Origin of the sequence: Agreia sp. PsM10, assembly GCF_030433855.1 — a bacterium.
Taxonomy (GTDB): domain Bacteria; phylum Actinomycetota; class Actinomycetes; order Actinomycetales; family Microbacteriaceae; genus Agreia.
This window is the reverse complement of record NZ_JARUXC010000009.1, coordinates 54,894-73,905: the sequence shown is the minus strand read 5'-3', so window position 1 is coordinate 73,905 and position 19,012 is coordinate 54,894. Positions and strand designations below refer to the sequence as shown.

Here is a 19,012-nt window from a genome sequence, read left to right as displayed (position 1 = left end):
ATGACCTCGATAGCCGACGACCACCAGACCGACAGCGTGCTGGCGGCGAGAGCCGACGCACGCGCGCAGGCCGAACGCACCTCGGAGTACATGCCCTACCGGCCCGCCTCGTCGTCGCCCGTGGTGCCCGAGGGGGTCGATCGCGACGCCCTGGTCTGGGCCGAGACGGTCGCCCCCGGCGGGTACACGCATAAGGTCATCGCACGCGGCACGCGGCTGCGACTCGACGACCCCACGGGCAGCGCGTGCGCCCACGTCGTCGTATTCAACGCTCTCGAGACGAACGAGCGGCTCAACGTCGCCGACACCATCAAGATCCCGTGGCAGGCCTACCTCGGGGCAGGTCACCCGCTGCTCTCGGGCGACGGCCGCGCACTGGCCACCATCACCGCCGACACCTCTGGCCACCACGACACCTTCTGCGGCACGAGCAGCGACGAGTCCACCACCGCGAAATACGGATCGGCGGCTCCCGAGGGGCCGTCGCCATCCGGCCGCTCGCGGTTTCTGCTGGCCGCGGCCAAGCATGGCCTCACCGGCCGCGACCTGCCGCCGAGCGTCTCGTTCTTCCAGGGCGTTCGGGTCGAACCGGATGGCGCACTGACCTTTCTCGGCAGCGCCGGTGCGGGCACGCACGTCGAGCTGGTGGCCGAGCTTCCGCTGATCGTGCTGATCGTCAATGTGCCGCACCCGCTCGATCCGGCCGACGACTACCTGGTCGGGCCGCTCACGGTGCACGCTTGGCCGGGCGAGCCCACCCTGCCCGGCGACCCGCAGTTCACCGCCACGCCCGAGGTGAACCGCGCCTATCTGAACTCGATCGACTACGCGGAGGCCCGAGCACTGTGAGCACCACGACAAGCACGACCAGCACCACCACCCACACCGTCGCAGGCCACGCCCTCCGCACGACCGTGCCCGTCGGCGCCCACTACGTCGAGGGCTCGCCGCTCGAGAATGCCGGACCCCTCGCATCCGGAACCGTCGTGCTCGATGAGACCGTCGCGCCGCTCGCGCCCTGGTCGGCGCGGCTCCTCGCCGGGCAGACCCTCACGATCGTCGACGTCGGGGGCAACCAGTCGGCCGACTTCCTCGTCTACAACGCGCACGACACCGACGAGCGCTACTCGGTGCCCGACACCCTCGCCTGGCAGGGCAACGCCTACCTCAGGGAGGGATCGGTCCTCCGCTCCAACCTCGGCCGCCCGTTGATGACGGTGACCGGCAACGAGATCGACAGGCAGGACACGATCGGGGGTGCCTGTTCGAAGGAGTCGAACACGCTGCGCTACGGGTTCCACACCGAGCACCAGCACGGCTGCCGCGAGAACTTCCTCGCCGAGGCGGCCCGCCACGGCCTGGGCGCCCGCGACCTCGTCTCGAACATCAACTGGTTCATGAACGTGCCCGTCGAGCCCGACGGCGCGCTCGGCATCGTCGACGGCATGTCCGCTCCGGGCAAGCGCGTGGCGATCCGGGCCGAGATGGACGTGCTCGTGATCGTCTCGAACTGCCCCCAGATGAACAACCCCTGCAACGACTTCAACTGCACCCCCCTGCGCATGCTGGTCACCGACCCGCTGCGCGAGACAGGACCGGACAACGCATGACCCCCGCCTTCGACACCCTGCTCATCGCGAACAGGGGCGAGATCGCGCGCCGCATCATCCGGTCGGCGCGCACCCTCGGCCTCCGAACGGTGGCGGTCTACTCCGACGCCGACCGCGCGGCCCCGCACGTGCGCGAGGCCGACGAGGCCGTGCGCCTCGGGCCCGCTCCGGCCCGCGAGTCGTACCTCGACATCGACGCGATCCTCGCCGCCTCCGAGCGGCTGGGCGTCGGCGCCATCCACCCCGGCTACGGCTTCCTGTCGGAGAACCTCGAGTTCGCCCGCCGCGTCGAGGCCGCGGGCATGAGCTTCATCGGCCCCACGGCCGCGCAGATCGCGTCGTTCGGCGAGAAGCACACGGCGCGCGAGCTCGCCGCCCTCGCCGGCGTACCGATGCTCGCCGGAACCGGCCTGCTCTCGTCGACCGACGAGGCGGTCGCGGCCGCCGAGAGCATCGGGCTGCCGGTCATGCTGAAGGCCACCGGTGGCGGCGGCGGAATCGGCATGCAGGCCTGCACCACCCTCGACGAGGTGCGCGAGGCCTACGACCGGGTCGCCCGGCTCGGCGAGAAGAACTTCGGCTCCGCGGGCGTCTTCCTCGAGCGCCTCGTGCGGCCGGCCCGCCACGTGGAGGTGCAGCTGTTCGGCGCCGGCGACGGCCGCGTCGCCGTGATCGGCGACCGCGACTGCTCGCTGCAGCGACGCAACCAGAAGGTCATCGAAGAGGCGCCCGCTCCGGCGCTTCCGGATGCCGTTCGCCGCCAACTGCACGATTCCGCCCGGTCGCTCGCGGCGTCGGTGCAGTACCGCTCCGCCGGCACCGTCGAGTTCGTCTACGACCCGATCCGCGAGGAGGCCTCGTTCCTCGAGGTGAACACCCGGCTGCAGGTCGAGCATCCGGTCACCGAGGAGGTCTACGGCGTCGACCTCGTCGCCCTGATGCTGCGCCTCGCCCGCGACGGCGCCGAGGGTATCGACCCCGACATCTTCACCACCCCGTTCGAACCGACTGGCCACGCCTTCGAGGCCCGCGTCTACGCCGAGGATCCCGACAAGAACGGCCTCCCCAGCTCGGGACTCGTGACCCAGGCCGCCTTCCCCGGCTTCGGCGGCCCCGCCCTCAGCGGCGTGCGCATCGACGGCTGGATCGAGACCGGCCTCGAGGTGTCGCCCTACTACGACCCGATGCTGGCGAAGGTCATCGCCGCGGCTCCCACCCGCGACGCAGCGCTCGACCTCTTGAAAGAAGGGCTCGACGCCAGCCGGGTCGACGGCGTCGTCACCAACCTGGGCCTGCTGCGCTCGCTCACCGACGAGACCGGCCTGCGCGCCGCCGCACACTCCACCTCCACCCTCGACAACACGGCAGACCCCGATCCCCGCATCGACGTACTGGATGCCGGCGCGATGACGACGGTGCAGGACATGCCGGGCCGCATCGGCTACTGGCAGGTCGGCGTTCCGCCGAGCGGGCCGATGGACTCCGTCTCGTTCTCCGAGGCCAACCTCGCCGTCGGCAACCCCGCGGGCGCGCCGGGCCTCGAGATCACGGCCACCGGGCCCACCCTGCGATTCAGCGCGCCGGGCCTGATCGCCCTGACCGGCGCACCGGCATCCGCGACCCTCGACGGCGGGGAGCTGCCGATGTGGCAGCCGGTCGAGGTGGCCGCCGGCAGCGTGTTGAGCATCGGCACCCTGCACGGCCCCGGCCAGCGCTCCTACCTCGCAATCCGGGGCGGCATCGACGTGCCCCTGTATCTCGGCAGCGCATCGACCTTCACCCTGGGCGGATTCGGCGGGCACGCCGGCCGCGCCCTGCTGCCGGGTGACGTGCTGCGACCGGGCTCGCCCGACTCGGACGCCGCGCATCCGGCCTTCCCCGCGGGCACCCGTCTCGTGCGGGTCGGCGGCGCCACCCCCGCCGATCGACGACCCGCTCTGTCGACGACCTGGCAGATCGGAGTGACGGAGGGGCCACACGGAGCGCCCGACTTCTTCACCCGCGGCGACCTCGACGTCTTCTACTCCACCGACTACACAGTGCACTACAACTCCGCCCGCACCGGCGTGCGCCTCGACGGGCCACGCCCGGAGTGGGCTCGCGAAGACGGCGGCGAGGCGGGCCTGCACCCGTCGAACATCCACGACAACCCCTACGCGGTGGGCGCGATCGACTTCACCGGCGACACCCCGATCATCCTCGGCCCCGACGGCCCGAGCCTCGGCGGCTTCGTCTGCCCGGCGGTGGTCGCGAGCGGCGAACTGTGGAAGCTCGGGCAGCTGCGCCCCGGTGACACCATCCGCTTCGTTCGCGTGCGCGAGGCCGACGCGGCCGCGCTCGACGCCGACCGCGCCTCGTTCACCGTCGCGACCTCCGGCGGCGACGGCGACGACGGCGTGATCGACCGGCTCGAGGCCACCGATGCACGGCCCTCGGTGACGTATCGGCGCGACGGCGACGACAATCTGCTCGTCGAGTACGGCGACCTCACGCTCGACCTGGGGTTGCGGATGCGCGTGCACGCGCTGATGGAGAGACTGCAGAGCGAGTCGCCCCAGGGCGTGCTCGAGCTGACGCCGGGCATCCGGTCGCTGCAGATCCACACCGACTCCTCCGAGCTGAAGGCCACGGCGTTGGCGGGGCTGCTGCGCGAACTCGAGCAGGACATCCCGGCCACCCACGAGCTGGTCGTGCCGTCTCGAACGGTGCGGCTGCCGCTGTCGTGGGACGACCCGGCGACCCACCTCGCGATCGAGCGCTACATGAACGGAGTGCGCTCCGACGCGCCGTGGACGCCGTCGAACATCGACTTCATCCGTCGCATCAACGGGCTCGACTCGGTCGACGACGTGCTGAAGACCGTGTTCGACGCCACCTACCTCGTGCTCGGACTCGGCGACGTCTACCTCGGGGCGCCCGTTGCCACGCCGCTCGACCCGCGGCACCGGCTCGTGACCACCAAGTACAACCCCGCCCGCACCTGGACCGCCGAGAACTCGGTCGGCATCGGCGGCGCCTACCTCTGCATCTACGGCATGGAGGGACCCGGCGGCTACCAGTTCGTGGGGCGCACGGTTCAGGTCTGGAACCGCTTCCGCCGCGGCGGCCTGTTCCAGGAGAACCCGTGGGCGCTGCGCTTCTTCGACCGCATCGAGTGGTACCCGGTGGGTGCCGACGAGCTGCTCGAGCTGCGCGCCGAGACTGACGCCGGTCGCGGCGAGTTCGAGACGCGGGAGGGCACGTTCGCGATCGCCGACTACCAGCGCTTCCTCGCCGACAACGCCGACTCCATCGCCGATTTCCGCGAGACGCAGGCGCGCGCGTTCGGCGAGGAGAAGGAGCGCTGGCGCGCATCCGGCGAATTCGATGTGCGCCCCGACGAGAAGGCGAGCGCGCCGGCCGACGCCGTCGTCGTCGCGGAGGGATCGTTCGGCGTGGCCGCACCGTTCATCTCCACCGTGTGGCAGATCGCCGTCGAGCCCGGTCAGGCGGTGAGCGCCGGCGAGAAGCTGATGGCGCTCGAAGCCATGAAGATGGAGTCATCCGTCTTGTCCACTCACGACGGCATCGTGGGCGAGATCCACGTGCGACCCGGGGACCAGGTGTCGCCCGGCCAGATTCTCATCTCGATCATTGGAGCAGCAGCATGACCCTCACCCCGACAGCAGTAGACCGGGTCGACGCCGCCTACCGACGCATCGACGCCGTCGACCGCCCCGAGATCTGGATCAGCCTGCGCGACCGGCAGGACGCGCTCGACGAGGCGGCGGCGATCGACGCCCGCGTCGCGGCGGGCGAGAGCCTGCCCCTCGCCGGAACCGTGGCCGCCGTCAAGGACAACATCGACGCGGCCGGTTTCGACACCACCGCGGCCGCGCCCAGCTTCGCCTATCGGCCGGATGCGGATTCGACCGCGGTCGGTCGGCTTCGGGCGGCCGGCGCCGTGGTCATCGGCAAGACGAACCTCGACCAGTTCGCGACCGGACTCGTGGGCACCCGGAGCCCCTACGGCGCGGTGCGCAACGCCTGGAGCCCCGACCGCATCTCCGGCGGATCCAGCTCGGGATCGGCCGTGGCCGTAGCGCTCGGCGTCGTCGACGTGGCGCTCGGCACCGACACCGCCGGATCGGGCCGCGTGCCCGCGGCACTCAACGGCATCGTCGGCGTCAAGCTCACCCGCGGCCGCATCCCCACGACCGGAGTCGTGCCGGCCTGCCGCACCCTCGACTGCGTCACCGTCTTCGCCCGCGAGCTCGGCCTCGCGCGCCGGACGGCGGAGCTGCTCGCCGGTCCCGACGGCCTCGACCCGCTGGCGCGCACGCTCGAGGAGCAGGCCCAGCACGCGACGGCCGCCGCGCTTCCTGCGCGACCCCGCGTCGGCATCCCCCTCGCTTCGCAGCTGGAAGGCCTGGCGCCCGGCTGGGCCGAGGCGTTCCACGCGGCGGCCGACCGCCTCACCGCCACCGGCGTCGACATCGTCGAGGTCGACATCTCCGCCCTTCTCGAGGCCGCGCAGATGCTCTACAACAGCGCCTTCGTCGCCGAGCGCTACGCGGCCGTGGGCGCGCACATCGACGAGCACCGAGACCTGATCGGCACCGACCTCGATGAGTCGGTGGCCACCATCGTGCTGGGCGGCGCCGAGCGCACCGCCGTCGAGCTGTTCCACGCCCGCGAGGAGCTCGACAGGCTCGGCGCCGTCGCGACAGCCGCCCTCGACGGATGCGACGCCCTGCTCACCCCGACGACCACGTGGCATCCGACCCTCGACGAGATCGCCGCCGACCCGATCGGCGGAAACAGCCGCATGGGGCGCTACACGAACTACGCCAATCTGCTCGACATGGCCTCGTCCTCCGTTCCCGCCGGCACCGTCGACGGGCTCCCGTTCGGCGTCATGATCACCGCGCCCGCCTTCCACGACCTCGCCGTGCACCAGCTGGCGGAGCGCCTGCTCTCGCCGGCCATCGACATCCTGGTCGTCGGGGCCCACCTCGCCGACCAGCCGCTGAACCACCAGCTCGTCGCGGCCGGGGGCTCGTTCGTGCGGAGCACGACGACCAGCGCCGACTACGCCCTCTTCGCGCTCGACACCACGCCGCCCAAGCCCGGGCTTCTGCGGGTCGACCACGACGGCGCCTCGATCGCCGGAGAGGTCTGGTCGCTGCCGGCGGCCGGCTTCGGCACGTTCGTCGCATCCCTGCCCTCGCCCATGACCATCGGGCGGGTCACCCTGGCCGACGGGGGCGCGGTGTCGGGGTTCCTCTGCGAGCCGATCGCCACGATCGGTGCCGAGAACATCAGCGGGCACGGGGGATGGCTGGCCTGGCGGCGCGCGCAGGCCTCGATCAAGTGAGAGCATGGCACCCATGAGTTCCGTCTCCACGTCCGGCTCCGGTTCCGGCTCCGGTTCCGGTTCCGGCTCCGGCTCCGGCAAGGCGGGCCGGCCCCGGGCGAGCGCCCAGGCACAAAATCCGACCCTGAGCTCGCGAGAGCAGATCCTCGACGCCGCCGCGGCGCTGTTCTCCGAGACGGGGTTCTCGGGCACGTCGACGCGCGCGATCGCCGATCGGGTGGGCATCCGGCAGCAGTCGCTCTATTACCATTTCGCTGGTAAGGACGAGATCCTCGCCGAGCTGCTCAGCGGGTCCGTGCGCCCCAGTATCGACTTCGTGCAGCAGGTCGAGGCGCGCATCCCGCACGACATCACGCCGGCCGGGGCCCTGTTCGCGCTCGCCAGCGTCGACGCCCGCACCCTGCGGCAGACCCCGCACAACATCGGCACGCTCTACCTCCTGCCCGAGATCCAGGAGCCGCGCTACGACGCGTTCCGGGCCGAGCGGGAGCAGCTGCGCGCGAGCTACGGCCGCCTCGGCGCGGCGGCTGCGCATCCCGATGTGGCGGCAACGATGAGCGAGGAGCGGATCGGCGACGTGCTGATTCAGCTCGCCGAGCTGGTCATCCGGCTGCGCCGCGACGGGAGTGCCTCGTCGACCGGCGGTGACGATGACTCCACGATCGCCGCCTCCTGCCTGCGCGTGCTCGGCCTGTCGACGGCGCAGATCGCCGCCGCCCGCGAGGAGGCCGACGCGGTCACCGCGCTCGAACCGCTCAGCGCTGCCACGTGCTGAACGCGGGGTCGTGGCCGGGCCAGACCTCCACACCCGGCTCGCCCGCCAGATCGGCGAGCCGCTCGATCGACCGTTGTGCGGCATCCTCATCGCCCGCGACCGCGGTCCAGCCGCACGGGATGCGCTCGGTCAGGTTGCGCTGCAGATCGGCGGCATCGAGTTGCCCGAAATTGCCGCCTCCGCGGCGCCGGAGTGGGCCGAATCATGCAACTCGGCAACTCCCGGCTCGCCGCTACGCCGAGCGCGGCAGCAACACCCACACGGTCGCGCCACCCAGCGGCGACCGGTCGATGCCGATCGTGCCGCCGTGCGCATCCACGATGCGACGGCACGTCGAGAGGCCGATGCCGAGACCCGGGGTGTCGCTCGAGGTGTTGCGTTCCATCAGGCCGAACACGCGCTCGCGCTGGTCCTCCGGAACGCCGGGGCCGTTGTCGTCGACCGTGATGCGCCAGGTGCCATCCAGTGCGTGAGCCCGCACCTCGACACGAGGGTCGACCCCCGCCGCGTGACTGAACTTCACGGCGTTGGCGACGAGGTTCTGGAACAGGGCGCCGAGCAGGGTCGGATCGCCCGAGATCTGCGCGTCGGCATCGACGGAGACGACGGACTCGGTGATGCGAATCGCCTGGTCGAGGTCGTCGAGCACGGCGCCGATGAGTGCGCTCAGCTCGAGCTGCTGGCGGCGCGGACGGGCGCCCCCGAGCCGGGCGAAGTCGAGCAGGTCGGCGATCATGCTGTCCATGCGGGTGGCGGCCGCATCCGCTCGAAAGAGTGCCGCCGCAACCTCGGGCGCGGCGACCACGGCGGGGCTGTCCGCGGCGAGTTCGATGAACCCGGCCACCGCCGTGAGCGGATTGCGCAGGTCGTGGCTGACCTGGCCTGCGAAGCGCTCGAGCTGTTCGTTCGACGACTCGAGGTCGCGGGTGATGCGGCGCAGCTCGAGCACGTCGACGATCTGGTGCGCGATCAGGTCGAGGCTGTGCGCGATCTCGTCGGTGAGGTCGCGGGTGATGTCGTCGAAGATGCAGATGGTTCCGATGGGCACGCCCGCCGGAGTGATGAGCGGGCTCGACGCGTAGAAGCGCACGTTGGCCAGGTCTCCCGTGACGAACGGGTTGGATGCGAAGCGCACGTCGAGGGTTGCGTCGGGCACCACGGTGAGGCCGGGCGTGCGCAGGGCCACCGCACACATCGACTCCTCGATCGTGCACACCGACGGCTCGAATCCCGTGGCCGCCACCTGGTACTGGTTCGCGTCGTCGATGAGGTTGATGACGGCGGTGGGAACGCCGCAGAGGGTCGCCGCCAGCTCGGCGAGTCCCTGCAGGTCGGTCTGCGGGGATGCGCCCACGATGTCGTACTGCGCGATGGCATCGCGGCGGGTCACGCTCTGGACTGATGACACTGAACTCCCCCATGCACGATGTGCGATCGTCGCTCCATTGTTCCAAGAATCGGAGAATTCTGCTCAGTTCTTCGTTATCGGCATGATCACTGGAAAGTACTTGCTTAAGTGGAAAGTACTTGCGACACTGGAGGAAACGACGAGGAGATCACCATGAACGACACCACCCCCGTAGCCCCGGCCGAGGCCCAGGCGCTTCTCGATCGCGCGGAACGCCTCAGCCGCTCCGCCCACAACGCCACGCGCTGGCCGTACATCACGTTCATCCTCGCGCTCGGCGTCGCGACCTCGATGGGCACGCTCGCCATGGGCCTCACGACCGGAAACGCGTTCGGCCTGGCCTACTTCGGCACACTGACCGTGACGTTCGCTCTCATCATGTTCTTCATGATCACCATCCGTGGTCGGTCAGCATTCGCGCGCGGACGCCGCTGGACCGCCTACATCGCGAGCTGGTTCGTGACCTACGCCGCAGCGCTCGCCGTGGTGATCTGGGCCCACGGCTCGGTGCTCGCGTCAGGCATCACCTCGGCGCTCATCCTGATCGTCACCATGGTGTGCGCCGCACGAGAAGCACGCTCGTGACCGCGATCGAACAGCATCCGCGGCACCGACTCGACGATCTGCTGCAGAACCCCGTGCGGTTCTCGATTGTCGCCGCACTCGATCGCGCATCGACCCTGTCCTTCAAAGAGGTTCGCGACGCCGTCGAGATCACCGACTCCGCCCTGAGCAAGCAGGTCTCTCTGCTCGAGGGGGCCGGATATCTGTCGGTGGGCAAGTCGTTCGCCGGAAAGATGCCACGCACCTCGCTCACCCTCACCAGGCAGGGCCGCACCGCGTGGAAGGCCCACCTCGCGACCCTGCGCGAGATCGCTGGGCTCTCGTAGGGTCCAGGCCGCTGGGCGGTCGGACCGATCGGGTATCATCTGTACATAATTTATCGAGAAATGTACACTTGACCCATGTCGACCATCAACGTCACCGAGGCTCGCGCCAACTTCTCCGAACTCGTCGCGCGCTCGCATAACGAAGCCGTGTTCATCGAGCGACACGGACGCACCGAGGCCGTCGTCATCAGCCCGGAACAGTATGAGCGCCTGATGGACGCGCTCGAAGAAGCCGAAGATCTGCGCGCCTTCGACTCGGCCGTAGCCGAAGAGGGCGACAACATTCCCTGGGCGCAGGCGAAGGCCGACCTCGGCTGGCAATGAGCCGGTACCGCATCGAACTGCGCCCGGCAGCCCTGAAGGCGCTGCGCAGAATCGACCCGCAGGATCGCCCACGAATCCAGGGAGTGATCGCGCTACTCGGTGAGGATCCGAGGCCTCCCCAGGCGAAGGCCCTTCAAGGTCGGCCTGGCTATCGAGTGCGAGTCGGAAACTATCGGATCCTCTACACGATCGACGACGGAGTCCTCCTCGTGGTCGTCGTCACCCTCGGCCACCGTCGCGATGTCTACGAGTAGCCCCGGCGGCCACAGGAACGGAATAGCATCGGCCGCTGATGCGTTTGCGAATGCATGACTCAGAAGACGTGGTTCATCACAGGTACATCGCGAGGATTCGGACGAGAGTGGACGGCAGCCGCGCTCGAGCGGGGCGACCGCGTCGCAGCGACAGCACGCGACACGTCATCGCTTGACGATCTGGTCGAGAAGTACGGCGACGCACTCCTCCCGATCGCCCTCGACGTCACGGACAGAGAAGCCGATTTCGCCGCAGTGCAGCAGGCCTTCGACCAGTTCGGTCGCCTCGACGTCGTCGTCAACAACGCCGGCTACGGCCAGTTCGGCATGGCGGAGGAGCTGAGCGAGCAAGAGCTCCGCGACCAGATCGAGACGAATGTCTTCGGCGCGATCTGGGTCACTCAAGCCGCACTGCCGTTCCTGCGGCAGCAGGGGTCTGGACACATCATCCAGGTCTCATCGATCGGAGGCGTGTCGGCCTTCCCGAACCTGAGCGCCTATCACGCGTCGAAGTGGGCTCTCGAGGGCTTCTCTCAAGCCCTCGCACAGGAAGTCGCCGAGTTCGGTATCCACGTGACGCTGGTCGAGCCAGGAGGCTTCGCCACCGACTGGTCCGGCCCGAGCGCTCGCACGGCCGAGCCGAACCCCGCCTACGACGGGGCTCGCGAGCGCCGAGCGCAGCAGCGAGCGCGCCTGGCGGCTGGAGCGGGCGACCCCTCCGCCTCCGCGGCGGCCCTGCTGCGCGTGGTCGACGCCGACGAGCCGCCTCTGCGCGTGTTCTTCGGTGCGTCGGCGTTCGACATCGTGCGCCCCGACTACGAGTCGAGGCTCGCGGGCTGGGAGAAGTGGGACGACGTCGCGAAGCTCGCCCAGGGCTGAGCCCGCCCGGCTCGGCCTGAGGTCACGACGGTCTGCCGCCGACTCGAACTCGGTGTTCCAAAGCACAAGAACTGTTGCGCAATGGTTCTTGTGTTTATAGTCTGAGGCCGTGACCCCGACCGATCCCAGCCGCAGCACGCTCACCTCCGCCGCCTCGATGCGGGTGCTGGCGCATCCGACCCGCCTGAGGCTGCTCGGCCTTCTGCGCGAGCGCGGCCCGCAGACCGCGGCGCAACTCGGAGACGTCGTCGACGAGGCGCCGGGCACCGTGAGCTACCACCTCGCCAAACTGGCATCCATCGACCTCATCGAGCCTGCCGAGCCGCAGACGCACGACCGGCGCGAACGGTGGTGGAAGGCCACGACACCCCTGACCAGCTGGAACGCGGCCGAGCTGCTCGACGACCCCGACAAGGCGGCGGCCTCGTCGGCGCTGCAGAAGTCGGTCGGGCAGGCCTACGCCGCACGCTTCTCCGACTACGTCGACTCGCTGCCGTCGCTGCCGCGCGCGTGGGTCGAGGCAGGCACGAGCAGCGACCGCATGCTGCACCTCACCGTCGACGAACTCGCCGCGCTGACTGCCGAGCTCGAGGCGGTCGTCGCCCGCTATGCCGAGGTGAGCGAGGGGCACGGCGCATCCGCAGGCACGGGCGCCGAGCCCGTGTCGGTCGTCTATCAGACCTACCGTCGGCCGTGACGACCCCCACGACCGAGAGGCGCCGCGCAATCGGCTCCCTCTCCGCGCTGCTCGCCGCCCACGCCATCTCGCAGACGGGCAACGTGATCACGGCGTTCGCCATCCCGTTCTACGTGCTCGGTCTCGGCGGCACGGGCGTCGAGGTCGGAATCGCGGCGTTCTTCTCCACCGTTCCGGTCGTCGTGGGCGGCGCACTGGGAGGCGTGGTCGTCGACCGGGTCGGCCCCCGGCGCGCGGCGATCGTCGCCGACCTCATCAGCGGGGCGACGGTCCTCTCGATCCCGGTGCTCGCGCTCACCGTCGGCCTGCCGTTCTGGGCGCTGCTTCTGCTCGTCTTCGCCGGAGGCCTGCTCGACACCCCCGGCCAGACCGCGCGCCGGGTGATGCTGCCTCGACTCACCGAGCGGGCCGGCATCCGGCTCGAGCGCAGCGTCGGCCTGCTCGACGGCTCCGAACGCCTCGCCCGCATGATCGGCGCCACGGTCGCCGGGCTGCTCGTCGCACTCATGGGCCCGATCGCGGCCCTGTTCGTGAACGCCGCCACCTTCGCCGTCTCCGCCCTGCTCACCTGGCTCTTCGTCGCAGCGGCACCCGCTGCTGCGCCGCCGACCGACGCGCAGTCGCCGGCCGAGCCGAGCGGCTACTGGCGCGACCTGGCCGCGGGGCTGCGGTTCGTCATCCACGACCCGTTGATGCGTCTGATCGTCGGCCTCGTGCTGATCACGAATCTGATGGATGCCGCGCGCGGCTCGACCCTGCTACCCCTGTATGCGAACGACCGGCTCGGGGGCGCCGCCGCGCTGGGCGTGCTCGTCGCGGTGATGGGCGGATGCGCGCTGCTCGGCAACATCGCCTTCGGATTCGTGGCGCATCGCGTCGGGCGTCGGGTCACCCTGGCGGTGTGCTTCACGATCGCGGGCGGGCCGGCGAACGCCGCCTTCGCCCTCGGCGCTCCCCTGCCCGTGCTGATCGGGGTCACCGCCCTGGCCGGACTCGCCGCGGGTTCGCTCAATCCGATCCTCGGAACGGTCGAGCTCGAGCGCGTCCCCGAGCACATGCGCGGCCGGGTGTTCGGCCTGGTGAACGCCGGAGCGTGGGCCGGCGTGCCCTTCGGGGCGCTACTCGGAGGAATCGCGGCCGACACCGTCGGGCTCTCCTGGGCGTTCGGAATCATCGCCGTCGCGTACACGGTCGTCACCCTGAGCCCTCTGCTCGGCGGCCCATGGCGGCTGATGGAGAGGCGATCCCCCTCCTCGGAGGTCAGCTCGTCGGCACCACATCCCAGTGCTCGCGAATGAGCTTGTCGTCTACCCGGAAGATGTCTGCGGCCAGGAAGGGATCGCTCGCTGTCGCACCGGCGCCCTGCGAGAAGGTCCATACGAGGTCGCCATCCGATAGCGAGATCGAGGACTCCTGCGGCGGGAAGGTGGCGGAGCCCGAGAAGAAACCCTTGAGCGCAGCCGTGCCATTGGGAGCCACGGAGTTGTGCTGCAGGTAGTTCGGATCGAACGAGGTGTCGAGCACGGATACATCCTGATCGCGGAAGAGGATGTTGTAGGCGCCGACGGCGAACGTTCTGTTGCTCTCCTCCTGCGCTTCGGTCACCGAGCCCGGCTCGGCTGCGTTCGCGTAGAGGTCGCTGAACATGGTGTTCGTATTGCCGCTCGCCGGGGTACCCGTCGGGATCGGCTGCGAGAACGACCACCGCTCGACGATCGTGCCGTCGGTCACGCGGAAGAGGTCGACGGCGGCCTCTCCGCTTCTCTCGTCGTTCGGGTCGGAGGCCACCTGCCAGTGCACGGCCACGAGGTCACCGTCTGCCGCCTCGTGCTTGACGACCGCTTGGGCATTGGCTACGCGCGTGTGCGTCGCCGCGAACTGGTCGAGCAGGCCATCCGGTCCGGCCGCGAGGCCCGCTCCGTGTGCGACCGCATCAGAAGCGACGACAGCGTCGGCCTCGGTCTTCGCCGACGCCGACGTCGGATCCGGGAAGACATCCTCGAGGAGGGTGAGCACCGTCTTCTTGTTGGCGGCTTCGACATCCGAATCCGCGCGGTCGGCGCTCGTCCCGCCATTCGAGGCCGTACCGGCCACTGCGGTCTCCGTCGGGCCGGCCGCCGTCTCGCCGGCCGATGAGGCCGACGAGACCGACGAGACCGACGAGCATCCGGCGAGAATCGCGACGCCCGCAACGGCCGCCGCCACCCGTGTGACCATACTGAGGGTTCCTCTATTAGTTGTCATGACAAGTATTTTGCGGATCGCAACTGAGAGGGGCCCCCGAGTCGGGTGCGGGTAGCCCGACAAAGCTCACGGACACGGAGAACAATCAGGTTCACGCCCGGTGCACCCGCGCACGCACGCACGAGAGGAGCGGCATACTGGGCGAATGACTCGCGCACTGCTCATCGTGGACATCCAGCTCGACTACTTCCCCGGGGGCGCGTTTCCGCTCGTCGAACCGGATGCCGCGGCCGCCGTCGCGCGCACTGTGCTCGAGTCCTTCCGCGCATCCGGTGAAACCGTCGTGCACATCTTCCACGTGTCGACCGACCCCGACGCCACCTTCTTCCGCCCGGGCACGCCGGGCATCGGCATCCACCCGCTCGTCGCGCCGAGCAACGACGAGATCGTGCTCGAGAAGCACGAGCCCAACAGCTTCATCGGAACCGGCCTTCAGGAGCTGCTCGTCGACGAGGGCGTCACCGAGCTCGTGATCGTGGGAATGATGAGCAGCATGTGCATCGACTCGACGACCCGCGCCGCCAGCGAACTGGGCTTCGAGGTCACGGTGGTGAGCGACGCATGCACCGCGCCCGATCTCACCTTCGGCGAGACCGTCGTTCCGGGCGCCACGGTGCACGCGTCGTTCATGGCGGCGCTCGACGGCAGCTTCGCGACCGTCGTGTCGAGCAGCGAACTGCACTGACCCAGCTCATAACCGCCCCGTAGGCGACTCATAGGAATCGCATAGCACCGCCCCGAAGACTGACGTTTCAGAACGAACCGAACGTCAACTCCGAGAGGCAGTCATGAGCAGGATCCCCGAACCAGAACTCACCCCGCAGGGGCCGGCCTACGAGGGCCGACTCCTCGACCGCGCCGACGAGGAGGTCGTCGATCAGGGCGTCGCCTTCGACATCCGCACGCTCGTCAGCCGCCGTGTCGTTCTGAGCATGCTCGGACTCGGCGCCGGAGCCGTCGCCCTCGCGGCCTGCTCCACGGGCGGCTCCGGCTCGACCGCGGCAGGCACCGCGACGGCCACTGCCATCGCCACTCCGACGGCCACGCCCACCACGAGCAGCACGGCCGCAGCATCCACCGTCGCGGTGCCCGCCGGCGAGACCCCCGACGAGACCGCCGGCCCGTATCCGGGCGACGGATCGAACGGGGCCGACGTGCTCGAGCAGTCGGGCATCGTGCGCAGCGACATCCGCTCGAGCCTCGGTAGCGGCACCACCGCCGCCGGCGTTCCGATCTCGCTGAGCCTGACCATCCTCGACATGGCGAACAACGATGCCCCGTTCGCGAACGTCGCCGTCTACGTCTGGCACTGCGACGCCGACGGCAACTACTCAATGTACTCGTCGGGCGTCGAGAACGAGACCTACCTGCGCGGCGTACAGGTCGCCGACGGCAACGGAACCGTGTCGTACTCCTCGATCTTCCCGGCCTGCTACAGCGGCCGCTGGCCCCACATCCACTTCGAGGTCTACCCCGCGATCGGCGACATCACCGACTCGGCCAACGCCATCGCGACCTCGCAGGTCGCCCTGCCGCAAGACGTGTGCGACACCGTCTACGCCCTCTCGGGGTACGACGGCTCGAGCTCGAACCTCTCGAAGCTCAGCCTCGATGACGACAACGTCTTCGGTGACGACGGCGGCGCCCTGCAGCTCGCGACCGTGACCGGGGATGCGACGAACGGCTACCAGGTCGCGCTCACCGTTCGCGTCGATACCTCCACCGCACCCACCGCGGGCGCCGCGCCCAGCGGCGGCGGCGGACCGGCGAACTAGCCGCATCCGCGCCCATTCGGCGCATCCGCGGCCCCTCGACCGGGCGCACATGACCCCAGCGGGCGCGGACGCTCACCTCCTCCACCTCACGCACGAAAGAAGGCCCCTCATGGGACTGCTCCATAACCTCACCGGATGGCACGCGCTCATCCTCCTCGCCGTCGTGCTGCTCTTCTTCGGGGCCAGCAAACTGCCGGCCCTCGCCAAGAGCGTCGGGCAGTCGGCCCGTATCCTCAAGTCCGAATCCCGCGACGGGTCCTCAGCCGCAGACGCTCCTGCGACCTCGGCGACGACCGTGGATGCGCCCGTTCCCGCAGACCGGCTCTGACCGTGCGCGGCTCACGCCGCTCACGCGGCAGCAAGGCGGGCCGGGCCGGCCGGGCCGACAGAGGCCGGATGACGCTCATCGAGCATCTGCGGGAGGCGCGCACGCGTCTGTTCCGCATCCTGCTCGCGCTGCTCGTCGGAGCCGCAGCGGGGTACCTGCTCAGCGACCAGATCCTCGAGATCCTGCGCACACCCATCGAGGAGTTGGCCGCATCGCGCAACGCCAGCCTGAACTACGACAGCATCAGCGCGGCCTTCGACCTGAAGCTGCGCATCGCCCTCTTCGCCGGGGCGGCCCTGTCGAGTCCGGTCTGGCTGCACCAGGTCTTCGCCTTCTTCCTGCCCGGGCTCACCCGCCGCGAGAAGAACTACACGCTGGGCTTCTTCGTCGCGGCCGTGCCGCTCTTCGTCATCGGATGCGTCACGGGCTTCCTCCTGTTCCCGCACGTCGTCGAGCTGCTGGCCGGCATCGCATCGACCGATGACAGCACGGTGCTCGTGGCCTCGTACTACGTGGACTTCGTGATGAAGCTCGTTCTCGCCGTGGGCGTGGCCTTCGTTCTGCCCGTGTTCGTGGTGCTGCTCAACGCGGTCGGCGTGCTTCCGGGCAGGACGGTCGTGTCGAGCTGGCGGGTCGTGATCCTCGGCATCCTGGTGTTCAGCGCCATCGCCACACCCTCCGCCGACATCGCCACGATGTTCCTGCTGGCCGTTCCCATGGCCGCTTTGTTCGCTGCCGCAGCGGTGATCGCGGTGCTGCACGACCGCGTCGCCGCCAAGCGACGCGCCCGACTGCTGACCGATGACGCAGCTCACGACCACAACGTGGACGTCGACCGCGAACTCGACATCGACCGCAATCTCGTCGACGCCTGACAGGCGCCGACCCCCTCGCGCCTTGGCCGCCCAACCGCCTGACCCCCCGACCACCCGCCCGACCGGCCGCCCGACCGCCCGAAAGGAGCACCCCGTGTTCGGACTCACCCTCGACAAACTGATCGTGATCGGCATCATCGCCGCGATCATCATCGGCCCTGAGCGGCTGCCCCACTACGCCGAGAAACTCGCCTCGCTCGTCACGACCGTTCGCGCGTTTCTCGACGGCGCAAAGGCTCGGGCCGCGGAAGAGCTCGGACCCGAGTTCGATCCGGCGGAGTGGAGAAGGCTCGACCCCCGGCAGTACGACCCTCGCCGCATCGTGCAGGAGGCGCTGGCCGTCGACCCGACCCCGCGCGACGACCCCGCCCCGCCTGTCGGCTCGGAGCCGGCATCCCATCCCGCCCCGGCCGAACCGGCGTCGGATGCCCAGCCCGAGGCATCCACCCCGCCGCCGCGACCGGCCGCACCCGCGATCGGTTGGCAGCAGGCGCTGCTCGCCCGCGTCAACGCGGTGGAGTCAACCAACCGAGCGAGCGAGTTGCATGATTCCGCCCCGTCGCATCCACACGAGGCGGCGGAATCGGGCAACTCGACGCCCGCCCGAGGGGAGTCAGGTTACGGAGTGGGCTTGCCTCCGTTGACCGTGAGCGTCTCGCCGACCACGTAGCTCGACTCCGGCGACGCGAGGAACACGTAGGCCGGAGCGAGCTCGGCGGGCTGCCCGATGCGGCCGATGGGAGTGTCCTGGCCGAGTTCGGGGAGCTCCTCGATGATCTGGCCTCCCGCCGTCTGAAGGGGCGTCCAGATGGGGCCCGGCGCGACGATGTTCACGCGGATGCCCTTCGGAGCGAGCTGCTGCGCCAGTGCCTTCGAGAAGGTGTTGACCGCGGCCTTCGTCGTCGCATAGTCGACGAGGTTCTCGCTCGGGGTGTACGCCTGGTTCGACGAGGTGGTGATGATCGTGGCGCCGGGCCGGAGATGCGGGAGCGCCGCCTTGGTGATCCAGAACGTGGCGTAGACATTGGTCTTCATCGTCTCGTCGAACTGCTCGTCGCTGATGTCGACCAGGGACTCCGCGTGCTGCTGCTTCGCCGCATTGTTCACCACGATGTCGAGCCCGCCGAGCTCCTCGACCGCCTGATCGACGAGAGCACGGCAGTGCGCGGGGTCGGTGATGTCGCCCGGGATGCCCACTCCCGTGCGCCCGGCCTCGCGCACGAGTTCGAGAATCCTGTCGGCATCCGGCTGCTCTTCGGCGAGGTACGAGATGACGACGTCGGCGCCCTCGCGGGCGAAGGCGATCGCGACGGCCGCGCCGATGCCCGAGTCGCCGCCGGTGATGAGGGCCTTGCGCCCGATGAGTCGACCGGATCCCCGGTAGCTCTGCTCTCCGTGGTCGGCCCTGTTGTTCAGCCTCACGTCGAGTCCGGCGCCCTGCTGGTACTGGGCCGTCGTGTCGATGTCGGAGTACATGGCAGACGGATCCTGGAAGGTGTACTGGTCGGTCATGGCGATCCTTTCGGGGGTGAGACACGTTTTAGTGACGGTACCCGCGGCATCCGATTCGCCCCGATGGGGTTGACGCCGCGTGCGC

The 19,012-nt window shown here is 69.7% G+C and carries 20 protein-coding genes; 17 read left to right on the top strand and 3 right to left on the bottom strand.

Annotation, left to right across the window (positions count from 1 at the left end; genetic code table 11):
- The 5 genes from QCD70_RS12565 to QCD70_RS12545 all read left to right on the top strand — a co-directional run bounded on the left by QCD70_RS12565 (nt 1) and on the right by QCD70_RS12545 (nt 7,741).
- Complete coding sequence (locus tag QCD70_RS12565) at nt 1–849, top strand: urea amidolyase associated protein UAAP1 (RefSeq protein ID WP_301216718.1); 849 nt, start codon at nt 1–3, stop codon at nt 847–849.
- A gap of 65 nt (nt 850–914) precedes the next feature.
- Entirely contained in the window at nt 915–1,610 is a 696-nt protein-coding gene (locus QCD70_RS12560) for an urea amidolyase associated protein UAAP2 (RefSeq protein WP_441004942.1), read from the top strand.
- Nucleotides 1,607–5,260: an urea carboxylase gene (gene uca / locus QCD70_RS12555; RefSeq protein WP_301216716.1), complete on the top strand. Its 3,654-nt coding sequence runs from the start codon at nt 1,607–1,609 to the stop codon at nt 5,258–5,260. Before QCD70_RS12560 ends, uca begins: the two co-directional genes overlap by 4 nt.
- Nucleotides 5,257–6,966, top strand: a complete 1,710-nt coding sequence (locus tag QCD70_RS12550; protein ID WP_301216714.1) for an allophanate hydrolase — start codon at nt 5,257–5,259, stop codon at nt 6,964–6,966. Before uca ends, QCD70_RS12550 begins: the two co-directional genes overlap by 4 nt.
- A gap of 13 nt (nt 6,967–6,979) precedes the next feature.
- Nucleotides 6,980–7,741, top strand: a complete 762-nt coding sequence (locus QCD70_RS12545; RefSeq protein WP_301216712.1) for a TetR/AcrR family transcriptional regulator — start codon at nt 6,980–6,982, stop codon at nt 7,739–7,741.
- A 232-nt stretch (nt 7,742–7,973) separates the two neighbouring features.
- Here QCD70_RS12545 and QCD70_RS12540 read toward each other — a convergent pair whose 3' ends face one another.
- Nucleotides 7,974–9,131, bottom strand: a complete 1,158-nt coding sequence (locus tag QCD70_RS12540) for a sensor histidine kinase (RefSeq protein WP_301216710.1) — start codon at nt 9,129–9,131, stop codon at nt 7,974–7,976.
- Nucleotides 9,132–9,302: 171 nt separating this feature from the next.
- Between QCD70_RS12540 and QCD70_RS12535 the strand changes: the two genes are divergently transcribed.
- The 7 genes from QCD70_RS12535 (at nt 9,303) to QCD70_RS12505 (ending at nt 13,491) form a co-directional block, all read left to right on the top strand.
- Nucleotides 9,303–9,734, top strand: a complete 432-nt coding sequence (locus QCD70_RS12535) for a chemotaxis protein CheY (protein WP_301216708.1) — start codon at nt 9,303–9,305, stop codon at nt 9,732–9,734.
- The gene (locus QCD70_RS12530; protein ID WP_301216706.1) at nt 9,731–10,039 is read left to right on the top strand and encodes a winged helix-turn-helix domain-containing protein; all 309 of its coding nucleotides are present in this window, start codon (nt 9,731–9,733) and stop codon (nt 10,037–10,039) included. Before QCD70_RS12535 ends, QCD70_RS12530 begins: the two co-directional genes overlap by 4 nt.
- 75 nt (nt 10,040–10,114) lie before the next feature.
- Complete coding sequence (locus tag QCD70_RS12525; RefSeq protein WP_301216705.1) at nt 10,115–10,363, top strand: type II toxin-antitoxin system Phd/YefM family antitoxin; 249 nt, start codon at nt 10,115–10,117, stop codon at nt 10,361–10,363.
- Nucleotides 10,360–10,617: a type II toxin-antitoxin system RelE family toxin gene (locus tag QCD70_RS12520; RefSeq protein ID WP_301216703.1), complete on the top strand. Its 258-nt coding sequence runs from the start codon at nt 10,360–10,362 to the stop codon at nt 10,615–10,617. Before QCD70_RS12525 ends, QCD70_RS12520 begins: the two co-directional genes overlap by 4 nt.
- A 54-nt stretch (nt 10,618–10,671) precedes the next feature.
- Nucleotides 10,672–11,496, top strand: coding sequence for an SDR family oxidoreductase (locus tag QCD70_RS12515; RefSeq protein ID WP_301216701.1), 825 nt, complete (start codon nt 10,672–10,674; stop codon nt 11,494–11,496).
- Between the two features lie 109 nt (nt 11,497–11,605).
- A complete protein-coding gene (locus tag QCD70_RS12510; RefSeq protein ID WP_301216699.1) occupies nt 11,606–12,193 on the top strand; it encodes a winged helix-turn-helix domain-containing protein in 588 nt (195 codons plus the stop codon).
- Nucleotides 12,190–13,491, top strand: coding sequence for an MFS transporter (locus QCD70_RS12505; protein ID WP_301216697.1), 1,302 nt, complete (start codon nt 12,190–12,192; stop codon nt 13,489–13,491). The genes QCD70_RS12510 and QCD70_RS12505 overlap by 4 nt, the downstream gene beginning before the upstream one ends.
- Here the strand turns inward: QCD70_RS12505 and QCD70_RS12500 are convergent.
- Entirely contained in the window at nt 13,454–14,437 is a 984-nt protein-coding gene (locus QCD70_RS12500; RefSeq protein ID WP_301216695.1) for a nuclear transport factor 2 family protein, read from the bottom strand. The two genes, QCD70_RS12505 and QCD70_RS12500, sit on opposite strands and share 38 nt — an antisense overlap.
- Nucleotides 14,438–14,582: 145 nt before the next feature.
- Here QCD70_RS12500 and QCD70_RS12495 point away from each other — a divergent pair, with 145 nt between their 5' ends.
- The 5 genes from QCD70_RS12495 to QCD70_RS12475 all read left to right on the top strand — a co-directional run bounded on the left by QCD70_RS12495 (nt 14,583) and on the right by QCD70_RS12475 (nt 18,085).
- Entirely contained in the window at nt 14,583–15,122 is a 540-nt protein-coding gene (locus QCD70_RS12495; protein ID WP_301216693.1) for a cysteine hydrolase family protein, read from the top strand.
- A 103-nt stretch (nt 15,123–15,225) separates the two neighbouring features.
- On the top strand, nt 15,226–16,212 hold the full coding sequence (locus QCD70_RS12490; RefSeq protein WP_301216691.1) for a dioxygenase family protein: 987 nt from the start codon (nt 15,226–15,228) through the stop codon (nt 16,210–16,212).
- 115 nt (nt 16,213–16,327) lie between these two features.
- Nucleotides 16,328–16,540 (top strand): twin-arginine translocase TatA/TatE family subunit, encoded by a 213-nt coding sequence (locus QCD70_RS12485; RefSeq protein ID WP_301216841.1) that lies wholly within the window; start codon nt 16,328–16,330, stop codon nt 16,538–16,540.
- Nucleotides 16,541–16,608: 68 nt separating this feature from the next.
- Nucleotides 16,609–17,415, top strand: a complete 807-nt coding sequence (tatC, locus tag QCD70_RS12480) for a twin-arginine translocase subunit TatC (protein ID WP_301216689.1) — start codon at nt 16,609–16,611, stop codon at nt 17,413–17,415.
- A 94-nt stretch (nt 17,416–17,509) separates the two neighbouring features.
- Entirely contained in the window at nt 17,510–18,085 is a 576-nt protein-coding gene (locus QCD70_RS12475) for a hypothetical protein (RefSeq protein WP_301216687.1), read from the top strand.
- Here QCD70_RS12475 and QCD70_RS12470 read toward each other — a convergent pair.
- The gene (locus tag QCD70_RS12470) at nt 18,034–18,927 is read right to left on the bottom strand and encodes an SDR family oxidoreductase (protein ID WP_301216685.1); all 894 of its coding nucleotides are present in this window, start codon (nt 18,925–18,927) and stop codon (nt 18,034–18,036) included. The two genes, QCD70_RS12475 and QCD70_RS12470, sit on opposite strands and share 52 nt — an antisense overlap.
- Between the last annotated feature and the right edge of the window lie 85 nt (nt 18,928–19,012).

Bases quoted from the DNA above. Each gene is read 5' to 3' on its own strand.
- QCD70_RS12520 (WP_301216703.1), top strand. From the start codon at position 10,360: ATGAGCCGGTACCGCATCGAACTGCGCCCGGCAGCCCTGAAGGCGCTG.
- QCD70_RS12470 (WP_301216685.1), bottom strand. From the start codon at position 18,927: ATGACCGACCAGTACACCTTCCAGGATCCGTCTGCCATGTACTCCGAC.
- QCD70_RS12565 (WP_301216718.1), top strand. From the start codon at position 1: ATGACCTCGATAGCCGACGACCACCAGACCGACAGCGTGCTGGCGGCG.
- QCD70_RS12500 (WP_301216695.1), bottom strand. From the start codon at position 14,437: ATGACAACTAATAGAGGAACCCTCAGTATGGTCACACGGGTGGCGGCG.
- QCD70_RS12490 (WP_301216691.1), top strand. From the start codon at position 15,226: ATGAGCAGGATCCCCGAACCAGAACTCACCCCGCAGGGGCCGGCCTAC.
- tatC (WP_301216689.1), top strand. From the start codon at position 16,609: ATGACGCTCATCGAGCATCTGCGGGAGGCGCGCACGCGTCTGTTCCGC.
- QCD70_RS12535 (WP_301216708.1), top strand. From the start codon at position 9,303: ATGAACGACACCACCCCCGTAGCCCCGGCCGAGGCCCAGGCGCTTCTC.
- QCD70_RS12525 (WP_301216705.1), top strand. From the start codon at position 10,115: ATGTCGACCATCAACGTCACCGAGGCTCGCGCCAACTTCTCCGAACTC.
- QCD70_RS12515 (WP_301216701.1), top strand. From the start codon at position 10,672: ATGACTCAGAAGACGTGGTTCATCACAGGTACATCGCGAGGATTCGGA.
- uca (WP_301216716.1), top strand. From the start codon at position 1,607: ATGACCCCCGCCTTCGACACCCTGCTCATCGCGAACAGGGGCGAGATC.
- QCD70_RS12550 (WP_301216714.1), top strand. From the start codon at position 5,257: ATGACCCTCACCCCGACAGCAGTAGACCGGGTCGACGCCGCCTACCGA.
- QCD70_RS12545 (WP_301216712.1), top strand. From the start codon at position 6,980: ATGAGTTCCGTCTCCACGTCCGGCTCCGGTTCCGGCTCCGGTTCCGGT.
- QCD70_RS12495 (WP_301216693.1), top strand. From the start codon at position 14,583: ATGACTCGCGCACTGCTCATCGTGGACATCCAGCTCGACTACTTCCCC.